Origin of the sequence: Paenibacillus sp. FSL P4-0184 (assembly GCF_038004625.1) — a bacterium.
In the GTDB taxonomy this organism is placed as follows: domain Bacteria; phylum Bacillota; class Bacilli; order Paenibacillales; family Paenibacillaceae; genus Paenibacillus_AQ.
Window position 1 is genome coordinate 2,149,324 of record NZ_JBBORN010000001.1, and the last position, 12,523, is coordinate 2,161,846.

At 43.6% G+C, this 12,523-nt stretch carries 11 protein-coding genes; all 11 read left to right on the forward strand.

Annotation, left to right across the window (positions count from 1 at the left end):
- The first annotated feature begins 54 nt into the window (after positions 1–54).
- The 11 genes from MKY52_RS09275 (at position 55) to MKY52_RS09325 (ending at position 12,408) form a co-directional block, all read left to right on the forward strand.
- Entirely contained in the window at positions 55–999 is a 945-nt protein-coding gene (locus MKY52_RS09275) for a D-alanyl-D-alanine carboxypeptidase family protein (protein WP_341051006.1), read from the forward strand.
- A gap of 316 nt (positions 1,000–1,315) precedes the next feature.
- Positions 1,316–2,356: an LCP family protein gene (locus MKY52_RS09280; RefSeq protein ID WP_179085792.1), complete on the forward strand. Its 1,041-nt coding sequence runs from the start codon at positions 1,316–1,318 to the stop codon at positions 2,354–2,356.
- 193 nt (positions 2,357–2,549) lie between these two features.
- Positions 2,550–2,975, forward strand: coding sequence for a CBS domain-containing protein (locus tag MKY52_RS09285; protein WP_042193039.1), 426 nt, complete (start codon positions 2,550–2,552; stop codon positions 2,973–2,975).
- A 213-nt stretch (positions 2,976–3,188) separates the two neighbouring features.
- Positions 3,189–3,491 carry a MazG-like family protein gene (locus MKY52_RS09290; RefSeq protein ID WP_170880353.1) on the forward strand — a complete coding sequence of 101 codons (303 nt, stop codon included), beginning with the start codon at positions 3,189–3,191 and terminating at the stop codon, positions 3,489–3,491.
- A 6-nt stretch (positions 3,492–3,497) separates the two neighbouring features.
- On the forward strand, positions 3,498–4,415 hold the full coding sequence (locus tag MKY52_RS09295; protein ID WP_076298104.1) for a DUF2232 domain-containing protein: 918 nt from the start codon (positions 3,498–3,500) through the stop codon (positions 4,413–4,415).
- Positions 4,416–4,426: 11 nt separating this feature from the next.
- Complete coding sequence (locus MKY52_RS09300) at positions 4,427–6,433, forward strand: DHH family phosphoesterase (RefSeq protein WP_042193037.1); 2,007 nt, start codon at positions 4,427–4,429, stop codon at positions 6,431–6,433.
- On the forward strand, positions 6,430–6,876 hold the full coding sequence (gene rplI / locus MKY52_RS09305; protein ID WP_042193036.1) for a 50S ribosomal protein L9: 447 nt from the start codon (positions 6,430–6,432) through the stop codon (positions 6,874–6,876). Before MKY52_RS09300 ends, rplI begins: the two co-directional genes overlap by 4 nt.
- Position 6,877: 1 nt before the next feature.
- Positions 6,878–8,245 (forward strand): replicative DNA helicase, encoded by a 1,368-nt coding sequence (gene dnaB / locus MKY52_RS09310; RefSeq protein WP_042131710.1) that lies wholly within the window; start codon positions 6,878–6,880, stop codon positions 8,243–8,245.
- Positions 8,246–8,454: 209 nt separating this feature from the next.
- Positions 8,455–9,741 (forward strand): adenylosuccinate synthase, encoded by a 1,287-nt coding sequence (locus MKY52_RS09315; RefSeq protein WP_060626292.1) that lies wholly within the window; start codon positions 8,455–8,457, stop codon positions 9,739–9,741.
- A gap of 162 nt (positions 9,742–9,903) precedes the next feature.
- Entirely contained in the window at positions 9,904–10,554 is a 651-nt protein-coding gene (locus MKY52_RS09320; protein ID WP_341051008.1) for a hypothetical protein, read from the forward strand.
- Between the two features lie 309 nt (positions 10,555–10,863).
- Complete coding sequence (locus MKY52_RS09325; protein ID WP_341051011.1) at positions 10,864–12,408, forward strand: M23 family metallopeptidase; 1,545 nt, start codon at positions 10,864–10,866, stop codon at positions 12,406–12,408.
- The last annotated feature ends 115 nt before the right edge of the window (positions 12,409–12,523 follow it).

Sequence of the window (12,523 nt, forward strand, 5' to 3'; positions counted from 1 at the left end):
AGTGAAATCAAATTGTAGTTTCATTCGTCATATATAGTATGGAGGATGACGACGATGAAGAGACGGATAGTAGTGGGGACAATCGCAGCTGTATTAGTCGTTGTCTTAATTGCGGTATGGAGGCCAACTGGGCTTGGTTTTAAACCGAATATTGACGCGGAATCAGCAGTGCTTCTAGATATGGATACCGGAGATATATGGGTGGATATTAATGGTGATGTACCCATGCCACCGGCCAGTGTATCTAAATTAATGACAGAAATGATTGTGCTGGATCAAATCTCCTCTGGAATGATTAGATGGGAGGATAGAGTCCCAATTAGTGCCTATGCAAGTAAAATGGGCGGCACAAGTCTCTCATTGAAGCGGGGAGAATTCTATACTATAAGAGAATTATTCGAAGGAGTCACTATTTATTCTGCCAACGATGCTACTGTTGCATTGGCTGAGTATATGGCTGGTTCAGAAGCCTCTTTTGTGCTCATGATGAACGACAAGGCACATAGTCTAGGCTTATCTTCTCGTACAATATTTACTAATGCAACGGGACTATCAGGTAAGGATCTTGGTTTCACTGATCCGAATATGCATATCAGCGGTGAGACTATGATGACAGCTCGTGATACCGCTAAATTGGCTGCCGCACTAATCTTTCATCATCCAGATATTCTTAATATTTCCAGCCGTACACAAATGCATTTGAAGAATAAGGGGCTATATGTAAGTAATAGCAATTTCATGTTGCCAGCTATGGGTGGCATTTACGCTTATGAGGGTACAGACGGTTTAAAGACTGGACATAATAACCGGGCAGGGTACTGTATTGCAGGCTCGGCTCAGCGGGATGGGCATAGGCTTATTGCAGTCGTTATGGGGGCAAAGACTTATGAGAGCCGATTTGAAGGGGCAGCAAAATTATTTGATTACGGATTTTTCCGTGGTTTACAATCCGGAGATCGGGTTAAACATATGATGAATCCGCTCAGAATTAGGAACTAAAGTCGGAGCGCCATACCAGTATTTATTACTTGGTTTGGTGCTTTTTCCCTATTCATGTCGTTATTTGTGGTTTCTTTTTATCCATTTAGTGATTACAATAGAAATATTGTTTTAGTGCACATTATTTTAGAACCGCAAAAAAACTTTTTTTCTATAATTTTGAATGACCTGAATTTCTTGAAAGGGGGGACAATAAGATAATGGAATAAGGGTCAGTTGATCGCCGTGAGAAATAAAGTCATGACTGCCTGATAAAGATTCAGGAAGCATTATATATATGGCAAGCAATTATTCTACAATAAAGAAGGAATCAAAAATGAAGGAATCAAAGATGAAAAAAATAAAGAAAAGATATATCGCCCTCATTGTTCTTGTTGTTATTATAGCGGGAGGCTTTCTGTTTCGTAATTCCCTGGCTGTATTAGCCTTCGACCTCTTTTTGTCTGATCGGGTTGAAACTAAGCTAAAGGAAGAATCTTACCAGCCGCTTAAGGATGATAATAAGGTTAAGCCAGAACCGGTTGTGTACAAGAGCGATCCGTTCTCAATTATGCTCTTAGGTACCGATCAACGTGATAATGAAACGGCACGTTCAGATACCATGATGTACGCTGTTGTTCGGCCTGAGGACTATAAGATCCTGCTCATTTCTATTCCGCGTGATACGTATACGGAAATTATAGGTCATAAGGATAATAAAAAGGATAAGATTACACATGCCTATGCTTTTGGGGGGCAACAGATGGCCAAGGATTCTCTAGAAGCTCTGCTTGGTCATGATATTCAATATTATGCGACAATAAATTTCCAAGGACTCAAGGATGCTGTAGATGCTATTGGAGGCGTTCCGCTGCCGATTAAGAAAGACATTGTGAACAAGGGTAAGGATCATGAAAAGTTTACAATTGAAGCTGGAAAGTCGCTTTATAACGGACAAGAAGCACTGAACTATACGCGTTATCGTGAGGATAGTGACTTTAACCGTACCAAACGCCAACAGGTTTTTATTGATGTTGTAGCGAATAAAATGTTATCGATCAGTCAAATTGGCAACATTCCGAAGTTGCTGGATATTATGGGAGATAATTTCAAAACCGATATAGAGCCTTCGATGATCATTAGTCTAGCCAAAAAATTTATGGGCGGAAAAGGCATGGATATCTCAAGCTTCACAGTTATGGGTGAAGGTAAACGTATGGATGGTGTTTACTATGATATCGTTGATGAAGAGGATTTGAGTGAAGCTAAGGCGATGATCGACAACTGGATGAGTGCAGCAACACCTGTAGATCAACTAATTGAGCCGGGAAAAGCAAGTAATGCACTGGAGCCTAAATCAACAGCAGTTACGCAATAATTCTAAAGTGGAGTTCAAACTCATATAATTAATTGCAGCAGCCATTCACATTCTTATGGCTGCTGCTTACTGTCTTCATGCTATAATGTATTGGAACGATTATTAAGCTGCCACGTATTAATAATTTTGCATGGTAGTAAAAGGAAGTTAAAGAACCGTAATTCCTTCGGAACTCTTTGAGGAGGATCAAGAGATGAATATTGCATTTTTTTTACTTCCGAAACAGGAAGTCGCTTGCGTAACGATCGATTCAACGCTACGCCAAACGTTGGAGAGGATGGAGTATCACCGTTATACGGCTGTCCCTATTCTGAACCGAAATGGAGAATACGCTGGTACGGTTACAGAGGGTGATCTGCTCTGGTATATGAAGGAATCCGAGGGCAAGGTTACTTTCGAGAACGCTTCAAAATTCTTGCTTAAAGATTTGCCGTTGAGGATGAATAACAGACCTGTCTCGATTGATGCGGATATGGAAGATCTGATTAATTTGGCTAAGGTACAGAACTTTGTTCCTGTAGTCGATGATATGAACCGGTTTATTGGCATCGTTCGCCGGAGTCAAGTCATAGAATATTGTGAGAAATTTGTATCAAAACAATCTCAAGAGTCATTATAGCCCAATTTATTCGCGGTAATAGAAGCAATCGGAACAAGGCCTGTATTTCCGGCGATAACGGAAAGCAGGTCTTTTTTAAAAATGTAAGAAGTACTAGTTCATCCCTTGTTGAAGCATACTTAAGGTGCGCGGGGCGCCCTTGTGTGACACGGAATTTTTTATGCTATAATGGAGAATAAAGCTTTTTGCCGGAGGTAGAGAGACGTGTCCAATGTGCCGAAGGATCTGGATGTCGCTAAACGCGCCAAGGTAATTGAATGGTTAAAAACAGAAGTGATTGACCAAGTTTCACGGTTATTTAAAGCGTTATGGGAAGGCAGTACTACCCGTGTGGGCGACAGCCTGGCTAGTTTGATTATGAGCTCTTATATTTTGGGCCGCAGACTAGGGATTCCCTATCGTCAATTAGATGACTTGCTACTCGAGAAGCTCAGAAAGCATAAGCAGGAAGGGCATCAACTGGAAGAATGGTATCAAGATATATCTGCTTTAGAAGAACATATGCGTAAGAGGTGAATACTGTTGAAATTTCGCTGGTCATCTGTGGCTTGGAGCGTAGTATATTTACTTTTGCTGCTTAGTTTAACGACTCCACTGCTCATCATCACTACCCTATTTATGATTGTTCCGGCAGTAGTGTTATTCACTACGCTGAACACCAAACAATTCGTTCTACACGTATTGCCGGTGTTGCTGATTGTTGGTCTGATTACACCTATTTATGTGCTGATCGCGGCGTATTTCTTAATACCTGCTCTGGTTATGGGACGTTGGTATAAAAGACATGCTTCAGCAGTATCTACCGTGATTGCAGGTACGGTTACGATTCTTGGAGAATTCCTGTTACTCTTATTACTCGGTACGGCGTTATTTAACTTTGATTTGTCTAACTATGTGAACGATGTGCTGCAGATGGTTAACTCGCCTCTGTCTGATCTTGGTACTGCTAATCCACTGTTTACTGATCTTGGATTTACGACTGAGGATGTAAACAAGCTAAGTCATATGACGGTTCAAATGATCCCAATGACTCTAATCGTAAGCTCTTTTATGATAGCTGTCATTACGCATTCTATTGTTCGTCCGATTCTGAACAGTATGAATTATGCAGTGCCTAAGATGAAGCCTGCTCGTGAATGGAGACTTTCGAGATCGTTTATTTGGTATTATTTGATTGGTGTGGTTCTTCAGCTCTTCTTCTCAGGATCAGAGAATAATTACATCCTCATGATTTCTGCCAATCTACTGCCGTTGCTACGAATTGGCTTTATGATTCAGGCGATTGGATTTTTCTTCTTCCTGGCGCATGAACGCAAATGGAACAAGATGGTTGCCATTCTGCTAGCAATACCGGTCATTTTGCTGCCGCCGCTACGCATTATCGGTATTATTGATCTTGCTTTCCCACTGCGGGAGTATGTGACGAAATCGAAACGATAGGGTGAGAGTTCATGCCTAAATTTCTGCAAAGACGCTGGCACGGCTATCATACCGTATGGGCGTTCATGCTGCTGTTGGCCCTTATTATAATTGTTAGTATTTATAACTGGGCTCTTGGGGTCGTTAGTCTGTTTCTGGCAGGTACATTATGCTTCTATATGCTGAAGACGGAAATTTCGTTCCGCCGTAATCTGGTGGAATATATTAATGGATTAACTTTTCGTATTAAGCGAGTGGAGGGAGAAGCAGTGAGTATGCTGCCCCTCGGAATCATTCTGTTTAGCGAAGATCGAACAGTAGAATGGAATAACCGCTATGCTGGTGATATTTTTGCGCGCAAGTCTTTAGTTGGGGAACCGCTACTGGAATTGCTGCCGGATATGCAGTCTTTTTTTACGACGAATGTATCGGGAAAAAGGGATGTTCACAAAGAAGGCGTATTGCATGACACTCGCCTTGAGCTCACTGTGGATGAACGATTTTACCAAGCTGTCATTATTCCAAGTGAACGTATTCTTTACATGTATGATATCACTGAGCTTGTGGTGCTACGTGAACGTTATGAGGATGAGAAGCTGGCGATTGGCATAGTGATGATGGATAATCTAGATGAATCTGCTCAAGGAATGGATGATCAACAGCGTACTTCTCTGATCGCTAAGGTAGCGAGTGAGATCACCGAATGGAGTAAACAGTTTGATGTTTATCTGCGTCGTCTGTCGTCTGAGCGTTATCTAATGCTACTTAATCATCGTAGTCTGCAAGCACTGGAAGAAAGTCGATTCGTTATTCTCGATGAGATTAGGGAAATGACAGCCGACCTTAAAGTGCCTATGACACTAAGTATTGGTATGGCATTTGGAGCGGACTCTGCAAGCGAGCTAGGTGCCTTAGCACAATCAAGTTTGGACATGGCGCTCGGCCGAGGTGGAGATCAGGCTGCTGTAAAAGCAGGCCAGAGGTTGTCTTTCTACGGTGGAAAGAGTAATGCTGCGGAGAAGCGTACACGAGTGCGGGCACGAGTCATTGCGCATGCGCTGCGTGATTTAATGCAGGAGAGCGACCGTGTGCTGATCCTCGGCCACCGCACACCAGATATCGATGCTGTTGGTGCTGCGATTGGCCTTCTAAGAGCCGCACAGATGTATAATGTAGAGGCTAGCATTGTGATGGAGACTCCTAATCCTTCCATAACGAACATGATGGAGCAGATTCGTAAAGATGATGAATTGTTTAAGTCGTTCATCACAACGGAGCAGTCTTTACAAGTGATGACGGAGCATACACTGCTTATTGTTGTAGATACCCATAAGGCATCTATGACAATGGAACCGCGGCTTGTGCAATATGCGAGTAGAATTGTGGTGGTGGATCATCACCGTAGAGGCGAAGAGTTCATCAACGATGCTGTACTTGTCTATTTAGAGCCTTATGCTTCATCAACCTGTGAGCTGGTGACAGAGTTGCTTCAATATATCCATGAGAAGGTAAAGATTAGTCCATTGGATGCTACAATGCTCTTAGCGGGAATTACTGTAGATACGAAGCACTTTGCACTGCATACAGGCTCACGTACATTTGAAGCTGCAGGGTTTCTGCGCCGAAATGGTGCGGATACCGTTCTTATTCAGCGTATGCTGAAAGAGGATTTACAGGAGTATATTTCAAAAGCCGAAATTATCAAACATGCGCGTATGATTTATGATCAAATCGCCTTGGTCGTTACGGCACCAGGTATGAAGATTCCACAGCTACTTATCGCTCAGACTGCGGATACATTACTTGGGATGACGAACGTAGTCGCTTCATTTGTCATTAGTGAGCGACCAGATGGCCTGATAAGCATTAGTGCTCGATCACTTGGGCGTATGAATGTACAGGTCGTGATGGAAAAAATGGGCGGCGGTGGGCATCTATCGAACGCCGCGGTACAGCTAGAAGGAACATGTAAAGAAGCAGAAGCCAGACTGCTGCAAGTGCTGGCTGAAATCGAATCGAAAGAGGGTTTATTCGAATGAAGGTCATTTTCATAAAAGATGTTAAGGGTCAAGGTAAAAAAGGTCAGGTTAAAGAGGTATCCGAAGGTTATGCTTCGAACTTCCTATTACCACGTGGTTTAGTTCGTCCGGCAACGGAAGGCAATGTGAAGACGCTTGAGAATCAAGCAGCTGCTGAACAACGCCGTAAAGATAACGAAAAAGAAGAAGCTCAGCAACTGGGCAAGAAGATAGATGAGCTTACTCTTACTATGAAAGCAAAAGCAGGTGAAGGCGGCCGTCTATTCGGTGCAATCACGAGCAAACAAATTGCTGAAACGCTAGCTTCCACTCAAAGCATTTCCATCGATAAGCGCAAGATTGAGCTAGGAGAGCCGATTCGTCATTTGGGAGTATTTCAAGTAAGTATAAAACTACACACTGAAGTAAAGGCTACCCTTAAGGTTCAGGTAACGGAGGAGTAACATGGGTGGAGATCTCTTTTTCGATCGGGTTCCCCCGCAGAATCTTGAGGCGGAGCAAGCGGTAATTGGTGCTGTTCTGTTGCAGGATGAAGCGCTCATTACTGCAATGGAACGGGTGAATACCGAAGACTTCTACGATAAAGCGCATCAAATGATTTTTGAGGCGATGGTGCAGCTCGGAGAAGAGAGCCAGCCGATTGATCTTGTTACGCTTACTTCTAGACTGCAGGACAAGGGAGAGCTCGAAGATATTGGTGGTGTTAGCTACCTAGCTAAGCTGGCGCATGCTGTGCCTACTGCGGCTAACGTAGAATACTACGCACAGATTATTGAAGAAAAGGCTATGTTACGGCGTTTGATTCGTACAGCGACGCAAATCGTAAGCGAGGGTTACACCGGCGGCGAAGATGTAGCCGATATGCTGAGTGATGCAGAACGGCGAATTCTTGAAATCTCTAACCGGCGCAGCGGCAGTGGATTTATCGCAATCCGCGATGTTTTGATGGAAGTATTTGATAAGGTTGAACTCCTCCATCAGAATAAAGATAAGGGCGGCATGTCAGGTATTCCAACGGGATTTGTGGATTTAGACCATATGACTAATGGATTCCAGCGCAATGATTTGATTATTGTTGCAGCCCGTCCTTCTGTAGGTAAGACAGCATTCGCGCTAAATATTGCTCAGAATGTTGCAGTGCGTGCCAAAGAGACGGTTGCCATATTTAGTCTGGAAATGTCTGCGCCGCAGCTAGTACAGCGGATGATTTGTGCCGAAGCTAATCTGGATGCGAATACTATGCGTACCGGTGACTTCAAGAGTGATGATGATTGGTCGAAGCTGACTATGGGCATTCAGTCCCTATCGGAGGCGGAGATTTATATCGATGATACAGCAGGGATTACTGTAACGGATATTCGTGCGAAATGCCGGAGGCTAAAGAAGGAAAAGGGCCTGGGGATGATCGTCATTGACTACTTGCAGCTCATTCAGGGCCGCGGTAAAGGCGGGGAAAACCGTCAACAGGAAGTATCGGATATATCCCGTACATTGAAGCAGATCGCTCGTGAATTGGACGTGCCGGTTATCGCCCTGTCGCAGCTTAGCCGGGGTGTGGAACAACGTCAGGATAAACGACCGATGATGAGTGACTTGCGTGAATCCGGTTCTATCGAGCAGGATGCCGACATTGTTGCGTTCTTGTATCGTGACGACTATTACAATCAGGACACTGAGAAGAAAAATATTATTGAAATTATTATAGCTAAACAGCGTAATGGTCCCGTTGGGACAGTAGAGCTTGTCTTCCTCAAAAACTTCAACAAGTTCGTTAACTACGAGCGAGCACATGCAGAACCATTTGCTGGGTAACCTGTCATGTATGATATCCGAACGATTGCACATTTCTTTGTGTAATCGTTCGTTTTATTTGACTTTGAAAAAAACGGCTGTTACACTGAGTATTGTCCTTTAGTGGGTAAATCCGCTTGGAGTCCGGAGGGCTACGTACATAAGAATGACGTACAGGGCCCATATTATGAAAAATAATGGTGCTTGCTAGCACCTACGGAGGAATGAACATGTCAACGGTAGTCGTCGTGGGAACACAATGGGGAGACGAAGGTAAAGGGAAAATCACTGACTTTCTAGCGGAAAGTGCAGATGTGGTTGCCCGTTATCAAGGGGGCAATAATGCCGGTCACACGATTCTGATTGACGGTGAGAAGTTTAAGCTCAGCTTAATCCCTTCTGGTGTATTTTATAAAGAAAAGACTTGTGTAATTGGTAACGGGATGGTTATTAATCCAGCTGCCTTGATCCAAGAAATTAATTATATTCACGAGAACGGCTTTGACACTAAAAACTTAGTGATCAGCGACCGGGCTCATGTTATTATGCCTTATCACATGGTACTGGATGCTCTGGAAGAAGACCGCAAGGGTCCGAACAAGATTGGTACAACACGCAAAGGCATCGGTCCATGTTACATGGATAAGGCTGCACGTAACGGTATCCGTATTGCTGACCTGATGGACGCTGAGGAATTCGAATTGAGACTTCGTCACTTGATGGAAGAGAAGAACCAAGTGATTACTCAAGTATATGGCGCGGAAGCTCTTGATGTTGAAGAGATTCTGACTCAGTACCTGGAATATGCGGAAGTGCTACGTAATTATGTGACAGATACGTCGGTCATTCTTAATGAAGCTATTGATGCAGACCGCAAAGTATTGTTTGAGGGTGCACAAGGGGTAATGCTTGATATCGATCAAGGTACGTATCCGTTTGTTACTTCTTCTAACCCTTCTGCAGGTGGCGTATGCATAGGTTCTGGTGTTGGACCTTCTAAGATTAAACAGGTTATCGGGGTTGCTAAAGCCTACACTACTCGTGTTGGAGATGGCCCGTTCCCTACAGAACTGAACGATGCAACTGGTGATTATATCCGTGAAACAGGTCATGAATATGGAACAGTTACAGGACGTGCTCGCCGTGTAGGCTGGTTTGACAGTGTTGTTGTAAGTCACGCTCGTCGTGTGAGTGGAATCACAGGCTTGTCTCTTAACTCGCTGGATGTGCTGAGTGGACTTGAGACTGTGAAGATCTGCACAGGCTACAAATACCGTGGTGAAGTAATCACGCATTACCCAGCTAGCCTTAAGATGCTGGCAGAGTGCGAAGCGGTATATGAGGAGCTTCCAGGTTGGAGCGAAGATATTACTTCTGCAAAAACATTGGACGATCTGCCAGCAAATACACGCAGATATGTTGAACGTGTATCTGAGCTTACAGGGATTCCGATCGCCATCTTCTCAGTAGGCCGTAACCGTGAGCAGACGAATCAAGTAACGCCAATTTATATCTAAATAAATTTAGTCATTTATAAGGGACCTCGCGAGAGGTCTCTTTTTTATGTTTACTTTTATGCGTATGTTTCCCGAAGCCGGTTCTAGTCAATACTGGGAGTATAGAAAAACATGGAAAAAATATACCAGATAGACTTGAACATAGGTGAGAGGAGAGAAGAAATGAAGATCGTGAAGCGTGCACTGGGAGTATGTCTAATTGTAGTACTCGCAAGTACACTTTCAATTCTAACTACGGGCGTGGTTGTAAATGCTTATATTCAGTCGGTGCTGGCGAGCTTCGATATTAAAGTGGATAGTCCAGGCCCAGGTTTAGGTGGGATGGTCAAGAGTATTATTGGCATGGATAGCCAATCGGACTCCAATAAAGCGAATAAAGAAGCGACGACAACAGGCAGCGCAGTAAACAAGGATAAAGATAACAGTAAGGATACACCTGAAAAAGGGGAGCCGGTGGAGGAAAAAGCACCCGAGGATGCTTTACCGGTTATGGGCCAAGCCTCAAATGAGTCTTCTACTAACGAAAGCCAGAGTGGAAGTTCAGAGGACCAGAAATTGGTAATGACACCTGAGGCAATAGGTGACTTAAAGGATAATCTCCCTTCGGCGGAGAAGGTAAATATATTCAATATCTTGATGTCCAAACTACCGCAGGATGAGATGCAGAAAATCTCCACGGCGATGGAGGGTGGTCTAACGGAGGATGAGGTTAAGGAGCTGCAACAAGTCATTGCCAAATATGTTGATCCCGATGAATACGAGAGTATAATGAAAATGCTTACACCAACTACAGAAACTCTACAGCAACCATAGTAATTGTCAATTTCTAGACACAAGAAAAAGGCTAAATTTTCATATTTGCGCAAAAAACCCGCGTATTTCGTGGGTTTTTTTATGTGTACAAAGTTGAAATTTTCCGCTCAGCTATGGTACATTAGACAAGGATGTTCAAAGGGTTAATTTTTTGTAACCAATTGTAACCTTTTTGAGGGTCCATTAGAAGCAGGAAATTAGAACTAGGATAAGTGGAAATATTCATGGTCGTAATCTATATACTCGAGATCGTATAACTAGCTTGGCCGCTCGTCTCGGATGACCGAGCGGACTGAAAGGGAGAGTTTCATGAAGGGATTTAAGTTCATGCGCCGGATGGGGAAACTGCAGGATAGGGACACAGCAGAATCCGGAGCAGATGTTCAGCAGAGCCACAATTTCGATCACGACTCCACACACTTTCATCAAGAAAAAGGAACTCGTAGATTCCGGCACTCTTGGATTTTGGGAGCTGTTGGTCTAGTACTTCTAACCACTGTGTTGATTGGTGCAGAGAAAAAGTATGTAGCAGCCAATACTGAAACCTTCTATCAAGTGTTGGTGAAGGGTAAGGAGATCGGGAAGCTTAACGATCAGGCACAGCTTAATCAGCTGTATGATAAGAAGCAACAGGAATATCAGGACAAGTATCCAGATTCAACGATGGTGCTTCAGACAGAAGGCATTACAATTAAACAGGAGAAAGCGTACAAGCCGGAAGTTGATAGTGAAGCAACGCTTAATAAACTAGATGGAATGCTGAAGGCCTATGCTGTAGGTGTACAATTATTGGTAGATGGCAAGGTGGTTGGCATTGTTAAGGATCAAGAGACCGCAAATGCGGTGCTTGAAGGGGTAAAGAATCATTATGTTCCGCAAACTAAAGTAGCAACGGCTAGTAAGCTCACAAGAACAGCAGCCTCAAGTTCAAGTGCTGCGAAAGCAAAAGCTCCTAACCAAGTGGAGTCAGTCAAAATTAGTGAAGAAGTTGCTATTGTTCCAGTGAAGACAGACCCTAACAAAGTGTTGGATGTGCAGGAAGCGGTCAAAACTCTTACCGAGGGTAAAGAAGCACCACTTCTTTATAACGTTCAAGAGGGCGATACGATTTCGGGGATTGCCAAACGGTTTGAAATTACACAAAAAGAGATCTATAGTAACAACCCGGATGTGAAAGAGCTAACTTTGAAGATTGGAGATACACTGAAGCTGAAGGTACCACAGCCAGATGTTACAGTTGTTACTGTAGAGCAAGTGTCAGAGCAGGTGGTTACTGAGCCTGAAGTGATCGTGCGGAAAAGCGACCAGTTACCAGCAGGCAAAAGTAAGGTTGTTCGTCCAGGACAAACGGGCCTTAAAGAAATGCAGTATCGGTTAACAAAGAAAAACGGAATGGTCGTACAAGAAGAGTGGTTGGGTCAGACCGTTATTAAATCTTCTCTCCCTGAAGTGGTTTATCGGGGTACGAAGGTAGTTGGTGAAGGAACAGGCATGTTCAGTTGGCCAGTAAGCGGAGCAACCCTTACTAGTAGTTTCGGTGAGCGCTGGAGCCGTGCTCATAAGGGTCTAGATATGGTATCTGGCAACCGAAGCATTAAAGCCTCTGATGCCGGAACTGTAATCTTTGCTGGTGTGAAGAGTGGATATGGAAATGTGGTTATCGTGGATCACCGTAACGGATACGAAACCTATTATGGCCACTTAAACAGCATCTCCGTTTCTACGGGACAGCGTTTGGAACAAGGCGCCAAAATTGGTGTAATGGGCAATACTGGACGCTCGACGGGAACACATCTACATTTTGAGATTCGGAAGAATGGCACTGCAGTAAATCCAATGAAGTATTTGCGATAATTCATACTTTAACCTCAACTGCTCGATTAAATTCGAGCGGTTTTATTTTTTTTAATATAGGAATGACGATATAGCTGTTTCTTTTTGCTGGGGAAGCCGATTCCTTATTTCGTAG

Coding starts and splice junctions, on each gene's coding strand:
- MKY52_RS09315 (WP_060626292.1), top strand. CDS start 8,455: ATGTCAACGGTAGTCGTCGTGGGAACACAATGGGGAGACGAAGGTAAA.
- MKY52_RS09300 (WP_042193037.1), top strand. CDS start 4,427: ATGCCTAAATTTCTGCAAAGACGCTGGCACGGCTATCATACCGTATGG.
- MKY52_RS09325 (WP_341051011.1), top strand. CDS start 10,864: ATGAAGGGATTTAAGTTCATGCGCCGGATGGGGAAACTGCAGGATAGG.
- dnaB (WP_042131710.1), top strand. CDS start 6,878: ATGGGTGGAGATCTCTTTTTCGATCGGGTTCCCCCGCAGAATCTTGAG.
- rplI (WP_042193036.1), top strand. CDS start 6,430: ATGAAGGTCATTTTCATAAAAGATGTTAAGGGTCAAGGTAAAAAAGGT.
- MKY52_RS09285 (WP_042193039.1), top strand. CDS start 2,550: ATGAATATTGCATTTTTTTTACTTCCGAAACAGGAAGTCGCTTGCGTA.
- MKY52_RS09275 (WP_341051006.1), top strand. CDS start 55: ATGAAGAGACGGATAGTAGTGGGGACAATCGCAGCTGTATTAGTCGTT.
- MKY52_RS09280 (WP_179085792.1), top strand. CDS start 1,316: ATGAAGGAATCAAAGATGAAAAAAATAAAGAAAAGATATATCGCCCTC.
- MKY52_RS09320 (WP_341051008.1), top strand. CDS start 9,904: ATGAAGATCGTGAAGCGTGCACTGGGAGTATGTCTAATTGTAGTACTC.